Origin of the sequence: Microbulbifer sp. MLAF003, from assembly GCF_030012965.1 — a bacterium.
Lineage (GTDB): Bacteria > Pseudomonadota > Gammaproteobacteria > Pseudomonadales > Cellvibrionaceae > Microbulbifer > Microbulbifer variabilis.
The window spans coordinates 3,483,912-3,500,908 of the sequence record NZ_CP120232.1 but is presented as its reverse complement, the minus strand read 5'-3'; the positions used below and the strand labels follow the sequence as shown (position 1 = coordinate 3,500,908).

The following is a 16,997-nucleotide window of genomic DNA, read 5'->3' as shown; positions in this document are numbered from 1 at the left end:
GCGGGGGCCTAGCTCCGCAGGGCCTGGAATCAAACGCGAATATGACCCAACCTTTTGTCCATTTAAGAATCCACTCTGAATTCTCTCTGATTGATGGCCTGGTACGTATTAAGCCGGCAGTTGCACGAGCGCAGGAGCTCGAAATGCCTGCCCTGGCTCTTACCGATCAGTGCAATCTGTATGGCCAGATAAAATTCTACCGGGCCTGCCTCGGGACCGGCATTAAACCTATAACTGCTGCAGATTTCTGGCTCAGTGAGGGCGGCGAGGGTAAGCCTACGCTGATCACCCTCTATGCCATGAACGGCGATGGCTATCGCAATATCACTGAACTGATTTCCCGCGCCTGGATGGAAGGGCAGTACCACGGCAATGCCTATATCAAACGTGAATGGGTGAAAGAGTACAGCGAAGGGGTGCTCATGTTGTCCGGGGCCAAGTACGGCGATGTGGGCCGCGCCCTGGTTGCCGGACGCCGTGCTCAGGCTGAGGAACTGGCCAGTGAATGGGCGGAACTATTCCCTGGTCGCTATTACCTGGAGCTGCAGCGCACTGGTCGCGCCGGGGATGAAGATTACCTGCACGCTGCAGTGGAATTGGCCCGGGCCCTGAATTTACCTGTGGTTGCCACTAACGACGTGCGCTTTATGGAAGAGAGCGAGTTTGAGGCCCATGAAGTGCGTGTATGCATCCATGAAGGCCGTGCTCTTGATGATCCACGCCGTGAGCGCCGTTATTCCGCCGAGCAGTATTTCCGCACATCGGAAGAAATGTGGGAGCTGTTCAGCGATATTCCCGAAGCTTTGCAAAATACTGTAGAGATCGCTAAACGCTGTTCCGCACCGATTCAGCTGGGTAAGTACTTCCTGCCTGAGTACCCGATTCCCGAGGGCATGACTGAAGACCAGTTCTTTGAGAAGGTGTCCTATGAGGGAATGGAGCGGCGACTGGAGAAGATCCTGGATAAGACCGCTGCCGATTACGCCCAGCGGCGCCAAGTGTATGAGGATCGCCTGCGTTTTGAACTGGATATCATCATCCAGATGGGATTCCCCGGCTATTTCCTGATCGTGATGGACTTTATCCAGTGGGCCAAGGACCACGATATCCCGGTGGGGCCGGGGCGTGGTTCCGGTGCAGGCTCCCTGGTGGCCTACTCTCTGGATATTACCGATCTTGACCCGCTGCAATACGATCTGCTGTTTGAGCGATTCCTCAACCCGGAACGGGTTTCGATGCCCGACTTCGATATCGACTTCTGTATGGAGAAGCGCGACCGGGTTATTGGTTATGTAGCGGATAACTACGGCCGCCAGGCGGTGAGCCAGATTATTACTTTCGGCACCATGGCTGCAAAGGCAGTGGTGCGTGATGTGGCGAGGGTGCAGGGCAAGTCCTACGGCCTAGCCGACAAGCTGTCTAAGATGATCCCCCCCGATGTGGGTATGACATTGCAGAAGGCTTACGATCAGGAGGATGTACTCAGGGAGTTCCTGGAAAGTGACGATGAGGGCCAGGAAATCTGGGAGATGGCCCTGCAGCTGGAAGGGGTTTCGCGCAATGTGGGCAAGCACGCCGGTGGTGTGGTTATCGCCCCCACCAAGCTCACTGATTTTGCTCCGCTTTATTGTGATGAGACCGGCGCTGGCCTGGTAACCCAGTTCGATAAAAACGATGTGGAAGATGCCGGCCTGGTGAAGTTCGACTTCCTCGGCCTGCGGACACTGACCATTATCGACTGGGCCAAGCGCATGGTGGATGAGACGCGCGCGCGCGAGGGGTTGGAACCTCTGGATATCGCCGCGCTGCCGCTGGACGATGATGAAACCTTCAAGATGCTCAAGCGGGCAGAAACTACAGCGGTGTTCCAGTTGGAATCCCGGGGTATGAAGGATCTGATCAAGCGCCTACAGCCGGACAACCTGGAAGATATGATCGCCCTGGTGGCCCTGTTCCGCCCGGGTCCGCTGCAATCGGGGATGGTTGATGACTTTATTAACCGGAAGCACGGTCGCGCCCAGGTGGCCTACCCGGATGCCAAATACCAGCATGAAAAGTTAAAGCCGATCCTGGAGCCCACATACGGGGTAATCGTTTACCAGGAACAGGTCATGCAGATCGCCCAGGAGTTGGCGGGGTATACCCTTGGTGGCGCTGACCTGCTGCGCCGGGCAATGGGTAAAAAGAAACCGGAGGAAATGGCCAAACAGAGGGCCACTTTTGAAAATGGGGCAAAAGAGCAAGGAATTGACCCCGAACTTGCGATTAAGATCTTCGACCTGGTAGAGAAGTTCGCGGGTTACGGTTTTAACAAGTCTCACTCGGCAGCTTACGCCTTGGTGTCTTATCAGACTGCCTGGCTGAAAGCGCACTACCCAGCCCAGTTTATGGCTGCGACCATGTCTTCGGATATGGATAAGACCGATAAGGTGGTGACCTTTATCGAAGAGTGCCGGGCCATGGAGCTGGTGTTGGTGCCGCCCGATGTGAACCTGGGTAGTTTCCAGTTCTCGGTGGATATCGACAACCGAATTATCTACGGTCTTGGTGCCATTAAAGGACTTGGAGAGGGGCCTATCGAGAATATTATCGCGGCGCGGGAGGAGGGCGGGCCCTTTAGTGATCTGTTCGACTTCTGCTCGCGGGTTGATCCTCGCAAGGTAAACAAGCGTGCTCTGGAGGCGTTGGTTCGCTCTGGTGCTCTAGACAGTATTGGGCCGGATACCGGCGGCAATGATGGTCTGGATTATTCTCGTGCGGTGCTGTTTAACGCCCTGGACGAGGCAGTGAAGGCTGCTGAACAGCAAAAGGCCAATGCCAATGCAGGCATGATGGACCTTTTTGGCGAAGTGGTACCCCAGGCATCCGATGGTGATGTTTACGAAGATTTTCGTCGCACCCGTTGCTGGAGTATTCGTGAGCGCCTGGAGGGTGAAAAAAATACTCTGGGACTTTACCTGACGGGCCACCCTATTGATGAGTACGCTGATGAGCTGCAGCACTTGGTTAAGGCGCGCATTGCCGACTTGAAGCCGGGGCGCGAATCGCAAAAAGTGGCGGGGTTGGTTGTCGCTTTGCGAGTGATGAAGACCAAGCGTGGCGACTCCATGGCAATTGTCACCCTGGACGACCGCAGTGGTCGTATTGAGGCGGCTATGTTCAGCGAGGCTTTTGGTGAGCATCGGGAAAAGTTGGCCAAGGATGCGCTGCTGGTGCTGGACGGGCCTGTGGCGAATGATGATTACAGTGGCGGTCTGAAAATGACGGTCAATGGAGTGTCAACTCTGGATGAATTGCGCCAGAGCAGCGTGAGTGGTTTGCGTTTACAGGTTGTCAGTGGCACTGCGACGCCGGGTTTGGCAAAACGATTGGCCTCCTGCTTGCAGCCTTATACCGGTGGTAAATGCAGGGTCAGCCTGGAAGTCGTGCGTCACGATGCGCGAGGTCTCTACCGCCTTCCACCCGAGTGGAATGTTGAGCCGAATGACCAGATGGTTCAGTCCCTGCGAGAGTTGTTGGGAAGAGAGCAGGTGGCGCTTCAATACGCTGAAAGGCGTTAAAGTCCACCGGACTCGACTGGTCGGTTCTGTACAGTTAAGCTATGCCGCTGTGAATGCCCGGTGGCGTTGGAAAGAGTTAAAGGCGCAGATTTCATGAATTTCAACTTTCTCGAGTTTGAGCAGCCAATTGCAGAGCTGGAAAGCAAAATTAAAGAGTTGCAGCTGGTCGGTGACGACAACGAACTGAATATTGCCGAAGAGGTTACCCGGCTGAGGGAAAAAAGCAGAAACCTGACTGAGTCTATCTACTCTGAGCTCACCCCCTGGCAGGTTGTGCAGGTAGCGCGTCACCCACAGCGTCCCTATTCCAAGGACTATATAGAGCGCTTATTTACCGACTGGGATGAGCTGCATGGCGATCGCCACTTTGGCGACGATAAGGCAATTATTGCCGGTATCGCCCGCCTAAACGGCAAACCGGTGGCGGTGATTGGGGAAGAGAAAGGCCGCTCCGTCAATGAAAAAGTTGCGCGCAATTTTGGTATGCCGAAACCAGAGGGTTACCGCAAGGCTCTGCGTATCATGGAAATGGCCGAGCGCTTCAAAATGCCGGTGCTCACCCTGATTGATACCCCGGGAGCTTACCCCGGTATTGATAGTGAAGAGCGCGGTATTAGTGAAGCCATCGCCCAGAATTTAGCTGTGATGTCCCGTTTGCGCACGCCGATTATTTGTACCGTGATTGGTGAAGGCTCTTCAGGTGGTGCATTGGCTATTGGCGTGGGAGACCAGCTCAATATGCTGCAATACTCCACTTACTTTGTGATCTCCCCGGAGGGCTGCGCCAATATTATCTGGAAAACGGTGGAAAAAGCCCCGTTAGCTGCTGAGGCTATGGGGGTGACCTCCAGTGTGCTGGAAGAGCTGGGTATCGTAGATGAAACAATTCCCGAGCCCCTCGGTGGTGCACACCGCGACCCCGATGCCATGGCTTTGAGTCTGAGAGAGCGTCTCGGTGAACAGCTGGATCAGCTGAGCAGTATTCCAATTGATGAATTGTTGGAGAAACGTTATCAGCGCCTGATGAGCTACGGTAATATCGTTTCCTAACCCCTTAAGAAAAGAGTTTTGTGGCCGGCGTCTTACTGGAGAATCGAGGGCCGGCTACAGACCTTCCCCTTCTTTTTTTCCTCTGTTAATGGCCCTTAGCTAGCTTCTCAGCTTGCAACTTGGCGTTGTCTTTTGATTGTTTCCCAAGACATTAAGCCGCTGGTTTTGTCTTCCTCCAAACGATCTGCTCCTTAACTTGCTGGTTTCAATTGCTTTTGAGCGCTTTTCTTAAGCAGCTGGGTATGGCTAGCGGAATAGTTACCTGCGTGTCCACATTGCCCCTGTTTTGACCCCTCTTATCGAAAAGACCTGCGGAGTTGATGTAGCTCCATGTTAGAAAGCTGGAAGAATAATGAGTGGTTTGATTGGCAATGATCTCCAGCTATGGGTGGGCGATATTGCTGAGGTCTGTGGAACAATAATTATGGCAATTTTGCAGAGTAATACAGCAACGGATACCGAGCAGTTGCAAACTGGTGAAAAACCTGGAAATAGTTTTGCGTTGGTGGCTTTAACCTCCCTGTTTTTTTTGTGGGGGTTTATTACCTGTTTGAATGATATTCTGATTCCCTACCTCAAAGAAATATTTAGTCTGAGTTATACCCAGGCAATGTTAGTGCAGTTCTGTTTCTTTGGGGCCTATTTCCTGGTTTCCTTACCTGCTGGTTTTTTACTTTCTCGTATCGGTTACCAAAAAGGGATAGTAACTGGGTTAGCTGTTTCGGTAATTGGATGTCTAATATTTATTCCCGCTGGGCGTATGGAAACCTATGCGCTATTTCTGGGGGCGCTTTTTATTTTGGCCTCTGGTATTACCATTTTGCAGGTGTCGGCAAACCCTTATGTCGCTGTGCTAGGTAAAGAGAGTACTGCTGCCAGTCGTTTAACAATGACCCAGGCATTTAATTCTTTGGGAACAACTGTGGCTCCACAATTTGGGGCGCTGTTAATTCTTCCCGCTGCAGGTGTTGCTGCTGGTGCCGTCGGCGCCACTTCCGTAGAAATCCCCTATTTGATATTGGCCGTGGCCCTGGCATTGTTGGCAATTGTATTTGGATACCTGAAACTACCTAATATCGTCAGTGCCAACAGGCTGCCCGAATCTGAAGAGATTTCCGGGTCGGCTTGGAGCCATCGCCACTTGGTACTTGGTGCTGTAGCCATATTTCTTTACGTGGGTGCAGAGGTATCCATTGGTAGCTTTCTGGTGAATTTTATAGCGGAGGACTCTATTGCCGGGTTGGAAGAGTCCGAAGCCGCATTTTATATTTCCCTTTATTGGGGCGGTGCAATGGTGGGACGTTTTGCTGGTGCGCTGGTGATGCACTATATATCTGCCGGAAAAGTGCTGGCTATCTGTTCTATTGGCTCTTGTTTACTTCTAATGATCACGATTACCGGCAGTGGGCATCTCGCAATGTATGCTGTGTTGGCGGTTGGTTTGTGTAACTCCATTATGTTCCCGACAATATTTAGCCTGGCCCTGGCGAAACTGGGCACGGCTACCAGTCAAGGGTCTGGTATTTTATGTCAGGCGATAGTTGGCGGGGCTGTTGTGCCATTGTTGCAAGGAGTACTTGCCGATCAAGTGGGTGTGCAGCTTGCGTTTGTCCTACCGGTTTTTTGTTATCTGTATATCCTTTACTACGGTGTGATCGGACACCAGCCAAATAAGTGCGCTTAAGTTGTTTTTATACTCTCATCTGAGCTCGTTTTGCCGACATTTTATGTCGGCTTTTTTCTGTTCCTAAGAAAAATATTAGGCTTAAGGTTGATTTAGATAAGCGAGCTTAAGCTCCTTGATCAGGTAGGTTTAATGATGTCCATTCGGGTGCATTGATTGGCGGGATTTATCTTTATGTGACATTGATTTTTTATTGAACTCTTGTGCCTCCCTTGACACTAAGCTGGATTAAATTTTTGAGTGAAGCTTCTGGATAAATTTTTTGGTTCCGTGTGGCCGCTTTCTTTCGTGAGAGCTTTGTGAAAAATTTCTTTTTTTTGATATTTCGTAGGTTGAAGTTCCAATATAAGAGTAAGTCAAGAGTAATTAACCGGGAAGGAAAGATAATTATGAATATCTATGATGCTCGGAAGGCTAGAGTGCAATACCTTTCAACCAAGCTGTTTTTCAAGTACTTAAACCAATTGCGCAAGCCGGTTAAGGTGGGTGTCATTTTTTGTGCTGTGTTTTTTCTCGCTGCTAACCATGCCGTGGGTTTGCAGGCGATACAAAATGGAATTGGCGGTATTCAATTTACAGATGAGGGCTCAGCTGAATTTTTTGTTAATGTCGGTAGCTGGGCCGATGTGCATTACCAAGTAAACGGTGGTGTGCAACAAAATGTACGGATGCAACAATCCGGTAACCGCCAAACACTCTTTCTGGATGATTTACATCTGGGTGCCACGGTGAGGTACAGCTTCACCTACTTTGATCAAGAGTGTAACTGTGCTATCGATAGTGATTTACGAGATTATGTTCATGGCGATGGCGATGAAACTGATGGGCAAAATAGTGATACAGGTATACAAGCCCAAGATGTCAACAGTGCGCGGTTTTTTGTAAATGGCCAGGGCTGGGCCGATGTGCACTATACACTCAATGGCGCTGGTCAATTAAATCACCGTATGACTCAGGCGGGAGGCATAAATAAATTTGATATTACCGGCCTCTCAAATGGTGATGTTGTCCGCTATCGTTTCACCTACTGGGATGTAGATTGTAATTGTGCCAAAGTTACTGAGTGGGCAACTTATACTCACAACGGTGACGGTGACGGTGACGGTGACGGTGACGGTGACGGTGACGGTGATGGCGTAGTTGATAGTGTCGATCTCTGCCCTAATACGCCACAGGAAACATCTGTAGATATCCACGGCTGTCCGCTGGCGGTTGATGTAGCTGAAGCCAGCATAATGAATGGCTTCTTGGTTGGGGGTAGAGGCAGTGAATTTCCCGGCTATGCGCTCTATTTTTTTGATGGCGATTTAGGGTCACCAAATAGTAATTGTAGTATTGAGTGCTCTGATAGCTGGCCTCCATTGTTAGTAAATGATGCGGCAGCTTCAGGTATTTCTGGCCTAGACGTTATTGTACGTGATGATGGTCGTCAACAGGCTGCTTACAATGGCCGTCCTTTATATTTCTTTTCTGGTGATTCCCAACAGGGTGATCAAAATGGTCATGGTGTAGGTGGAACTTGGTGGCTTGCAGAGTTGTTTGATCGCAGTGACATTGTTCCCCTGTTTAACGGTGATACCCCCCTTGAACCTGATACGGTTATCGAAACGGGAGATGCGATCATTACTCGTTTTGCTGATAGAGCCCGGGATAGACATGCCAGGGAAGATCAATTCCAGGCCTATGACCATTACCTTACTTTTTATTGGGAGCACCGCACAGCGCAAGTTGAGATTATCGACCGGGTTGCAAAGGGTGGTAATGATATTACCATCAACGTGATCACAGAGTGGGAGTTGGGCCAACCCGAGTTCCGCGCTTTTTATCGGGGAATCAATACCGTTGCTGAGTACTACCACAATGTCTTTTTAGACCGCGATCCTGAGGATGTAACCCGATATAGCACAACGATCCATTTTAACAGTAAAGAAGGTCGCCCCCTTCAAGCTGGCGATCGTATGGAAATGGAGGTGAGTCAGTTTTTACTTAATCCACCCAATGGCCGGGCCAATTATTATGGATCTACCGTGCTTTATATTGTGGGACAAGGAGGGTTGGTGCCTTGGGAAGCAAAGGGCACCTTTGGTGACCCCGCCACAGAACATGAGGATTCCTACCCTATCCCTACTAAGGGGTGGTTGGGAGGGGGCACTACTCTCCCCTATCAATATTCAGGTGAAGCAGATAACCATTTTATGCAAATGGCTTCGAATCTTGCTCCGCAAAACGGCCAAATCTTTGTGCGGGGTCGTCGAATTCATCATAGCGATTTTGGTGATGGATCCCACAATGAGAGTAGTGAAAATCCTGGGCTCATTGAGGTTGCCAATAAATTAGGCCCTCAATATATAAACCGATCCTGCGTTAGCTGTCATGAAAAAAATGGCCGGGCCCCATCTGCAACTACCGGCTCTGATCTATCCCAGTATGTAGTCAAAGTGGGTTCTGTTAGCGGAGAAGCGGATCCACTTTTAGGTCATGTATTACAGCCTAAAAATATCAATGGTAGCCCGGAGGCCACAGTTACTCTCAGCGCGTGGGTGGAAAATAACGGCTTACGCCGCCCCGTCTACAAGTTTAGTGGAAATAGCCCTGCGTATTATTCCGTCCGTATTGCTCCACAATTAGTAGGCATGGGTCTATTGGAAGCAATTCCTGAAAGCGCTATCGTGGCCCAAGCGGATCCAGACGATAGTAATGGCGATGGTATTAGTGGTCGTTTGCAGGTTGTCAGTGACCCGCAGAGTGGGGAGCAGCGAATTGGTCGTTTTGGCTGGAAAGCGGCTCAAGCCAGTGTTGCTTCGCAAGTTGCCGCAGCTCTCAATACCGATATGGGAGTAATGACTTCGATATTTCCGCTACCTGATTGCGGTAGCGTCCAATCAGGCTGTGGCGCTGCTGGTAGTGAATTAAATGAACAGAATCTTAGTGACTTAGTCGACTATGTATCACTATTGGGCGTTAGTGCACGCCGAAACCTGAACAACAATACTGTGCTGAAGGGTGAAGAGTTGTTTACTAATGCTGGCTGTAGCAGTTGCCATACGCCTACCGTGGTTACCAGCGCTTATCATCCAAAGGCGGAACTTCGTAACCAAATAATTCACCCTTATACGGATTTATTGCTCCATGATATGGGTCCAGAGTTAGCAGATAATCTTCCGGAGGGGGTAGCTTCAGGTTCTGAGTGGCGAACCCCTCCACTTTGGGGGATTGGGCTGGGAGTCGATGTTAGTGGAGATGAGAGTTATCTTCATGATGGTCGTGCCCGCACCCTTGACGAGGCAATTTTGTGGCATGGGGGAGAGGGGAATAATTCGAGACAAGCTTATGAGCGAATGTCGGCGGATGAGAAGAATGCGTTAATTATGTTCTTGCAATCACTCTAATAAAAATAGCCCCTCTCAAGTAAGAGAGGGGCTATTTTTAGAATATTGCCGGCCCCTATGCTGCTGACCAAGTACTAGAGAGTGCTAGCATACTGTAGTAAGGGAAACCCATATTAATTTGATAATCCTTATATGGCAGTTAACATTGATACCTGGAATGTAAGTTTTTCGAATGATTCGTTTTATAGGTGCGTGTAATCGGAAGTGCTGGAAACTTGACTATATGTGAAAAAGAAATTATTTGTCGTAAAGATATTTCGATTTTATTAACAGATAGAAATACCAGCTAATCCCTGTCGGTATTTCTCGGACTCGAATTATCTTTTGTCAAAAGAATACTAGGAAGCTTGGGGGCGGCTAAATTTTTGTGCCGATTGGACTCCAGGAACTCTTTGATTGGCAAGCGATAGTTTCTGCTAACCTTTACTTTCGCGCCACTGGTCAAGGTGAGAAAATATTCTCCTTTGGTAAGAACCTTAATGTGCTCAATAAAGTTAAGGTTTACCAGCGTGGAGCGGTGAATACGTTTGAAGTCCTTAGGACACAATTTTTTCTGTAAGTCTTTAATAGTGCTACGCATAACATGTGTCTCTCCTTTTACATGTACGCACATATAATCCCCGGCGGCATCAATCCACTCAATATCCTGCTGGCTCACCATAGTGATACTACCGCGGTCTTTTATGGCCAACCGGTTGGAAGCGTTTTGAGGCAGAGTAGCCCCTCTGTGGGCGTTACCCTGGTTTACAGTATCGTCAATGGAGCGCATCAGCCGGTTTTTCTCTGTCTGATGGCTATGTTTAGTAGAGGTATTCACCAGTTGTAGACGTTGCCGAGCCCGTTCCAGGGCTGTGCGGAGACGCTTACCATCTAGCGGCTTGAGTATATAATCTACTGCGTGGACTTCGAAGGCTTTGAGAGCGTATTGATCAAAAGCAGTGGCGAATATAATCTGGGGCATAATGTCTCCCTGCAGGTTATAAACTACATCGAAGCCATTCATTCCCGGCATTTGCACATCCAGCACCAGCAAGTCGGGAGTGTGATCGTATACTGCTTGCAGCGCTTCTCTGCCATTTCGGCAGCAGGCAACAATTTTTATATCGGAAAACTCCTCAAGCATGCTTTTTAACAGCCGGAGGGCCAGGGGTTCATCATCCACTAGCACGACGGTGTAATTATTCATAGGGCTTCTCCCTGTGTCTGGTTTATGGGGGAGGTGGAAATTTCCAGCGGGATATCAATATGCACCATCATCCCGCAACCGGTCTTTTGGAACTGCTTTATTTGGAAGTCTTGTGGATAGAGGCTGGAGAGTCTCTCGCGCACGTTCTTTAATCCAACGCCGGTAGAGGTTGTGTGGCCGTTCTGCTGCTCTGGAGAATCATTCGAGCAGCCTGAATCATTGACTTTCAGTACTAGGCGGTTACCCGACCGGTGGGCGCGAATTGCTATAGTTCCACCTTTTTCATTGGGGGCAATAGCGTATTTAACTGAGTTTTCGACCAAAGGCTGCAGTAGCATACTGGGAACCCGGGCTTTGCGGACTTCTTCATCAATAGCGATATCTACACTGAGCCGATCGACAAACCGGGTCTTCTCAATTTCCAGGTAGAGTAGAACGGCTTCAATTTCCCTTTCTAATTCTACTTTTTGCATTGGCCCCTCTTTTAGGGATAGGCGCAGGAAGTCGCTTAGCCGGATTACCATCTCCCGGGCTTCGTCGGCTTGCTGAAAGCGAATTAAGGCATTAATGGAGTTCAGGGTGTTAAAAAGGAAGTGAGGGTTCAATTGATAACGTAGCATCGTCAGTTGGGCTTCGTTGGCAATAGCTTCCGCCCGGAGTCTACGCAGCTGCTCGCGTTCGTTGACTGCAGCTACATCAAGCATTTTCCTGTGCTCATCCTGCAGGAGCATATAGTATTTCACTCCACAGTACAGGGCGCTCCAGAATAAAAACACAAAGAGTGAGGCGTAATACCAACCCCCGAATTCGGACCAGATAGAATGCTCACCGCTCAGGCGGATATAAGCCTCCATTCGTACCAGTGTCCATATGCCTGAAATTACCGCTACAGCGAGCAGGTAGATGACGGTTCGTACCGCGAGCTCCGAGTCCCAAGCTATATCAAAAATGGGCCTGAGGAATAGCGACAATACAAAAGCAACTGCGCATTGGAACACGGTGTTTGCTGGTTCAAATTTCGGCCATTCAGAGGGGGAGTGCCATAGTGTGAGTGAGAGAAATGTAACCAGCAGGATGCCGGCCCAGCTGACCAACTGTAACTTCCAAAACCAGCGAGTCGACTGAACATCAGCGTTAAGTTCTATAGTTTGACGGGGGAGTACTGCATGATGTCCCGTTTATTTAGTATTGTGAAAATGACGGGATAGGCGCTGATAATTGCGCTTATTATTATCCAATAGATACTACCTTGGCTTGGCGGGCCCCGCCATAGCTGGTGAGCGCCAGCTTTCCGGCTTACCTTTTAATTGGTCCTACTTGTCGCTTTTTGGGGTGATTAGTCAAGTAACTTTCGGCAATCTGGGTCCATAAGGCAAATATACGTGTTGAATGATATTTTTACTGGTTAATACCCTAAGCCCGTTAACCATTTTTAATGGTGATGCGACATTTTAGATTGGAATCAAGGACAAAAGAAGAAAGTCGATGACTGGAATAGGCCATTCTGCTGCATTAATTTTCCTTGTTTATCCTTAAGCGACTAAAAAGGGTTTAGGATAAACAGTTTCATTGCCGATATATAAAGAAGAGATTTGGGGATTGGTTTCTAATGAGCCAGATGTTGCCCGGGTCGAGGCTTCCCTCGAACGATATGGCTGTAAATGGTATTGGTGCTTCGGAACAATCTGCCGTGGCTCCAGGCCCTTTCAATTTGGCCGCCTTGACTTCACTGTTTTTACTTTGGGGCTTTATCACTGGCCTGAATGATGTACTGGTGCCCCACTTCAAAAATGTTTTTGAGCTGAGTTATACCCGCGCAGTACTGGTTCAATTTTATTTTTTTGCTGCCTATTTCCTGGTATCCGTTCCAGCAGGCCTGCTATTACGGCGGGTAGGTTACCAGTTAGGATTAGTACTGGGCTTGTTAGTAGCTTGCGCGGGTTGCCTGATATTTATTCCTGCTGCGCGCCTCCAGATCTATGAAGTTTTCCTGCTGGGATTATTTGTGCTGGCTTCAGGCATTACAGTACTTCAGGTGTCGGCAAATCCCTATGTTATTGCCCTCGGACACAGTAGCACGGCACCCAGTCGATTAAACCTTACCCAGGCATTCAACTCTTTGGGTACCACGTTGGCACCTATAGTTGGCGGAGCTGTTTTTTTACCGCTTTTTCCATCACTTCTGATCCGGATACAGCGGTTACTCTGACTGACTTCCGTGCGCGGGAGGCAGCCCTGGTAGAGAAGCCATATTTTTGGCTGGCAGTTATCTTGTTGCTGCTTGTGGCTTTCTTTTCCTGGATACGCCTGCCCGTTATTCCAGGGCATCAATTAGCTCCCGGGGCTGAGGCTAATAAAAGTGATGTTTTCTCTATATGGCGCTTTCCGAGATTGACGTTGGGTGCGGTGGCGATTTTTGCCTATGTTGGAGCTGAGGTGGCTATAGGCAGTTTTCTGGTCAGTTTTTTTGGCGAGCCCTCAGTTGCGGAAATGCGCCCCTTAGAGGCTGCACACTTTGTCTCCTATTACTGGGGAGGTGCCATGTTAGGTCGTTTTGCCGGCGCTTTGTTATTGCGATATATACCCGCGAACAAAATGCTTGCAGTCTGTGGGTTAGGGTCGGTTGTTCTGATTGTAGCGGCAATGCTTTTCTCCGGGCTGGTGGCAGTTTGGGCGATTGTTGCTGTAGGTCTGTGTAACTCCATTATGTTTCCAACCATTTTCAGCCTCGCTCTTCGTGGTTTAGGTAGGCATACCAGCCAGGGCAGTGGTGTGTTGTGTATGGCCATTGTCGGAGGAGCGATGATTCCGCTTATGCAGGGTGTCCTGGCTGATAATGCTGGTATTCAACTTTCATTTTTAGTGCCGATGTTGTGCTATTGCTACATCGTTTACTACGGTGCTTTTTCTCCAACTTTACGCGGCGCGGCAGTGGAATAGGGTATGTCTATATTTCCACTTTGTCCGTATTTTGAACCAGTCCATCGGATTTCTATTGGCGCTTCAGGTCAAGTATTGCACTTTGGTTGAATTCATCCTTTTCAGGCGGTTTCTGGTTAGAGTGGGTTGTTAAAAGTTGTCAGATATTTACCTGTTTGTATTTTGGACATTCTGTAATTATCCAGAGCCGATAAATTTATAAAAGTAATAAAGTTAGCCTGTTTCCAATTTTCTAAAATTGAGCTTGAAGCCCGCAATACCAGTGGGTAGCTGGAAAATAGTAGCTGGTTAACAAGATAGGAAAAACTTGGGAGTTATCTGTGAAATTTAGTAAAAATTTTTCACTGGGTATTGTGCTCTGTGCGTCAGTATTTGCTGGTTGCCAACAGCAGAATAATGAGAGCCAGGCAAGAAAAGGTGAATCCCTGGTAAGTGATGGCGGTGGCAATCTCGAGAACTGGCCTGTACTTGCACCAGCGTTCATACGTGATGAAAAACTGGAAGCGCGTATTAATGAAATAATGTCTCGCATGTCTCTGGAGGAAAAGGTAGGCCAGTTAATTCAGGCGGAAATTCGTCATGTAACCCCAGAAGATGTGAAGAAGTATCACTTGGGCTCGGTACTCAATGGTGGCGGTGCCTTCCCGAACAATGACAAGTTTGCTACTCCCCAGGATTGGCTGGCACTCTCGGATGCTTTCTTTGAGGCGTCTATGGACACCTCCGATGGCGGAGTCGCTATTCCTCTGATTTGGGGTTCCGATGCGGTTCACGGTCACAATAATGTAATTGGCGCTACCCTGTTTCCTCACAATATTGGCTTAGGTGCTGCCCGGGATCCAGATTTGATCGAGCGTATCGGTCGTGCGACAGCTCGCGAAGTCGCTGTTACTGGAATTGACTGGACCTTTGCACCAACAGTTGCAGTTGTTCGCGATGATCGCTGGGGACGAACTTACGAAAGCTACTCTGAAGATCCTGTGCTAGTTGCCGATTATGCGAAAGCTATGGTTAATGGGCTACAAGGAATAAAAAGCAGCGTGGGTTTTTTGCGCGGTGAGAACCTGGTAGCCACTGCCAAGCACTTTGTCGGTGATGGTGGTACTACCCGAGGAATAGACCGGGGTGATAATGCGGTACCCGAGCGTGAACTGGCTGAGGTGCACGCCGCTGGTTACCTGACGGCGCTCCCCGCGGGTGTGCAGACTGTGATGGCTTCTTTTAATAGTTGGAATGGTGAGAAGTTGCATGGCCACAAGTATCTGCTGACAGATGTCCTGAAAGGGCGTTTGGGCTTTGATGGCTTTGTTGTAGGCGACTGGAATGGCCACAGCTTTGTGCCAGGTTGTACCTTGGAGAGCTGTGCCGCAGCAATTAATGCCGGTCTGGATATGTTTATGGTTCCGGCAGACTGGAAAGCGCTCTACAAGAATACGCTTACTCAAGCCAAGAGCGGTGAAATTCAGCCTGAGCGTCTAGAAGATGCGGTGCGTCGTATCTTGCGAGTGAAGCTTCGCGCAGGCCTATTTGAGCGTAACATGCCGTTGGCTGGTAAAGGTGGCATTTTAGGAAATAATGAGCATCGCGCGATTGCCCGGGAGGCGGTGCGCAAATCTCTGGTGTTGTTAAAAAACAATGAACAGCTACTGCCGTTGGCTGCCAACCAGAATGTGCTCGTGGTGGGAGACGGGGCGGACAACCTTTCCAAGCAAAGTGGTGGTTGGACTATCTCCTGGCAGGGAACTGGAAATACCCGAGCTGATTTTCCCGGTGCAACCTCGATTTATGAAGGGATTGCTTTGGCAGTAAAAACGGCTGGTGGTGAAGCTATCCTGAGTGTGGATGGATCTTTCGGGGCTGATACCTTTGCAAATGGCAAGCCACCTGGAGTAGCGATCGTCGTTTATGGTGAGGATCCCTATGCAGAGTGGCACGGAGATATCACCAATATTGAATACCAGCGCGGCGGTAAAAAAGATTTGGCACTACTGAAAAAACTTCGTGAGCAAGAAGTGTCGATAGTCAGTGTTTTCTTGTCTGGACGTCCACTATGGGTGAATAAGGAGCTAAATGCGTCAGATGCCTTTGTAGCGGCGTGGTTGCCGGGCTCAGAGGGCGCGGGTGTAGCAGATGTATTGTTCAGGGGAGAAAATGGTGAGGTGCGCTATGACTTTACTGGCAAACTACCTTTTAGCTGGCCTGTGTATATTAACCAAGCCGTTCTCAATCCTTACCAGGAACACTATGAGCCACTTTTCTCGTTGGGTTATGGTTTAACAGCTAAAGAGGAGTCTCTGGTGAGTAATGAATTGCCTGAAGTCAGTGAAAATTTTGCTGGGGGAGTCCTTGAAGATGCCTGGTTAATGGTTTCCCGTCCCAGGGCTCCCTGGGTATTGAATATCGTTGAAAGGGATTCCAAGACAGTTCCAGTCACGGGTAATTACGCAGCTAGTGACGATGATGAAAATGTCGTTGTTACCTCAATTGACATGTCCTCTCAGGAGGATGCCCGTCTGATCAAGTGGAAAGGTTTACGTCCTGGAGCCGTAGAGTTGTCTGCAGAATATATGCAGAACCTGAATATTTACCTGGAGGAAAAATCTGCTCTTAGCCTAAATATCCGGGTTGACCGGGAGGTGAAAAAGCCGGTATTTGCCGGGATGACTTGTGGTGAGGGCTGTATTGCCAAGGTACCTTTACATTCTGCCTTGAAAACCATGCCTCTGAAAGACTGGACTCGTATCTCTGTGGACCTGCAGTGTTTTGCTAATGCGGGCGCTGACTTTGGAAAAATTTTCAGTGTTTTCCGCTTGGAAAGTGAAGGCGCTATGGAAATTGCGGTGGCCAATGTGAAATTGATTCCAGAAGCGGCAAAAACTGCAACTGTTCAGTGTAAAAGTTAATAGCGAGATATTTGAGGGGGTCAAGTAGGTTCAATAAAATGGACTGGTTCAGGCCAAATCTGAACTACTACAAATAAAAGCTTGATTCCCTTTAGAGATTTTGAAAGCCCGCATTCAACTCTGAGGTGCATCACCCTCTAGGCCGCTGTAGCACTCGCATTGTCTTCCATAATCTGTCGAGGAGTTTTATAACCTCAGTGGTTCAACCATGGAAGATGCACTTTACGAAATTGAATCAACAATTAAATTTGTCAAAGTAACCTTGCGGAGCCGATCCCCAGAGTA

At 49.0% G+C, this 16,997-nt stretch carries 9 protein-coding genes; 7 read left to right on the top strand and 2 right to left on the bottom strand.

Features of this window, described 5'->3' with window-relative positions:
* Nucleotides 1–41 precede the first annotated feature (41 nt).
* The 4 genes from dnaE to P3339_RS16745 all read left to right on the top strand — a co-directional run bounded on the left by dnaE (nt 42) and on the right by P3339_RS16745 (nt 9,683).
* Entirely contained in the window at nt 42–3,560 is a 3,519-nt protein-coding gene (gene dnaE / locus P3339_RS16760) for a DNA polymerase III subunit alpha (RefSeq protein ID WP_282951259.1), read from the top strand.
* Nucleotides 3,561–3,653: 93 nt separating this feature from the next.
* A complete protein-coding gene (locus tag P3339_RS16755) occupies nt 3,654–4,610 on the top strand; it encodes an acetyl-CoA carboxylase carboxyltransferase subunit alpha (RefSeq protein ID WP_020411720.1) in 957 nt (318 codons plus the stop codon).
* A 352-nt stretch (nt 4,611–4,962) separates the two neighbouring features.
* Nucleotides 4,963–6,294, top strand: coding sequence for a sugar MFS transporter (locus P3339_RS16750; protein ID WP_282951258.1), 1,332 nt, complete (start codon nt 4,963–4,965; stop codon nt 6,292–6,294).
* A 389-nt stretch (nt 6,295–6,683) separates the two neighbouring features.
* Entirely contained in the window at nt 6,684–9,683 is a 3,000-nt protein-coding gene (locus P3339_RS16745; protein WP_282951257.1) for a di-heme oxidoredictase family protein, read from the top strand.
* 286 nt (nt 9,684–9,969) lie between these two features.
* Here P3339_RS16745 and P3339_RS16740 read toward each other — a convergent pair whose 3' ends face one another.
* Both P3339_RS16740 and P3339_RS16735 read right to left on the bottom strand, forming a co-directional pair.
* Nucleotides 9,970–10,869, bottom strand: coding sequence for a LytR/AlgR family response regulator transcription factor (locus P3339_RS16740; RefSeq protein ID WP_282951256.1), 900 nt, complete (start codon nt 10,867–10,869; stop codon nt 9,970–9,972).
* Nucleotides 10,866–11,963 (bottom strand): sensor histidine kinase, encoded by a 1,098-nt coding sequence (locus P3339_RS16735; protein WP_282951255.1) that lies wholly within the window; start codon nt 11,961–11,963, stop codon nt 10,866–10,868. Before P3339_RS16735 ends, P3339_RS16740 begins: the two co-directional genes overlap by 4 nt.
* A 515-nt stretch (nt 11,964–12,478) precedes the next feature.
* On the opposite strand from P3339_RS16735, the gene P3339_RS16730 reads away from it, so the two are divergent.
* The 3 genes from P3339_RS16730 (at nt 12,479) to P3339_RS16720 (ending at nt 16,712) form a co-directional block, all read left to right on the top strand.
* The gene (locus P3339_RS16730) at nt 12,479–13,078 is read left to right on the top strand and encodes an MFS transporter (protein WP_282951254.1); all 600 of its coding nucleotides are present in this window, start codon (nt 12,479–12,481) and stop codon (nt 13,076–13,078) included.
* A gap of 62 nt (nt 13,079–13,140) precedes the next feature.
* Nucleotides 13,141–13,809 (top strand): glucose/galactose MFS transporter, encoded by a 669-nt coding sequence (gene gluP / locus P3339_RS16725; protein WP_282951253.1) that lies wholly within the window; start codon nt 13,141–13,143, stop codon nt 13,807–13,809.
* 320 nt (nt 13,810–14,129) lie between these two features.
* Complete coding sequence (locus P3339_RS16720; RefSeq protein WP_282951252.1) at nt 14,130–16,712, top strand: glycoside hydrolase family 3 protein; 2,583 nt, start codon at nt 14,130–14,132, stop codon at nt 16,710–16,712.
* Nucleotides 16,713–16,997: the final 285 nt, after the last annotated feature.

What these genes read in the sequence shown, in the direction of transcription:
- dnaE (WP_282951259.1), top strand. Translation starts at nt 42, where the DNA reads ATGACCCAACCTTTTGTCCATTTAAGAATCCACTCTGAATTCTCTCTG.
- P3339_RS16755 (WP_020411720.1), top strand. Translation starts at nt 3,654, where the DNA reads ATGAATTTCAACTTTCTCGAGTTTGAGCAGCCAATTGCAGAGCTGGAA.
- P3339_RS16750 (WP_282951258.1), top strand. Translation starts at nt 4,963, where the DNA reads ATGAGTGGTTTGATTGGCAATGATCTCCAGCTATGGGTGGGCGATATT.
- P3339_RS16745 (WP_282951257.1), top strand. Translation starts at nt 6,684, where the DNA reads ATGAATATCTATGATGCTCGGAAGGCTAGAGTGCAATACCTTTCAACC.
- P3339_RS16740 (WP_282951256.1), bottom strand. Translation starts at nt 10,869, where the DNA reads ATGAATAATTACACCGTCGTGCTAGTGGATGATGAACCCCTGGCCCTC.
- P3339_RS16730 (WP_282951254.1), top strand. Translation starts at nt 12,479, where the DNA reads ATGAGCCAGATGTTGCCCGGGTCGAGGCTTCCCTCGAACGATATGGCT.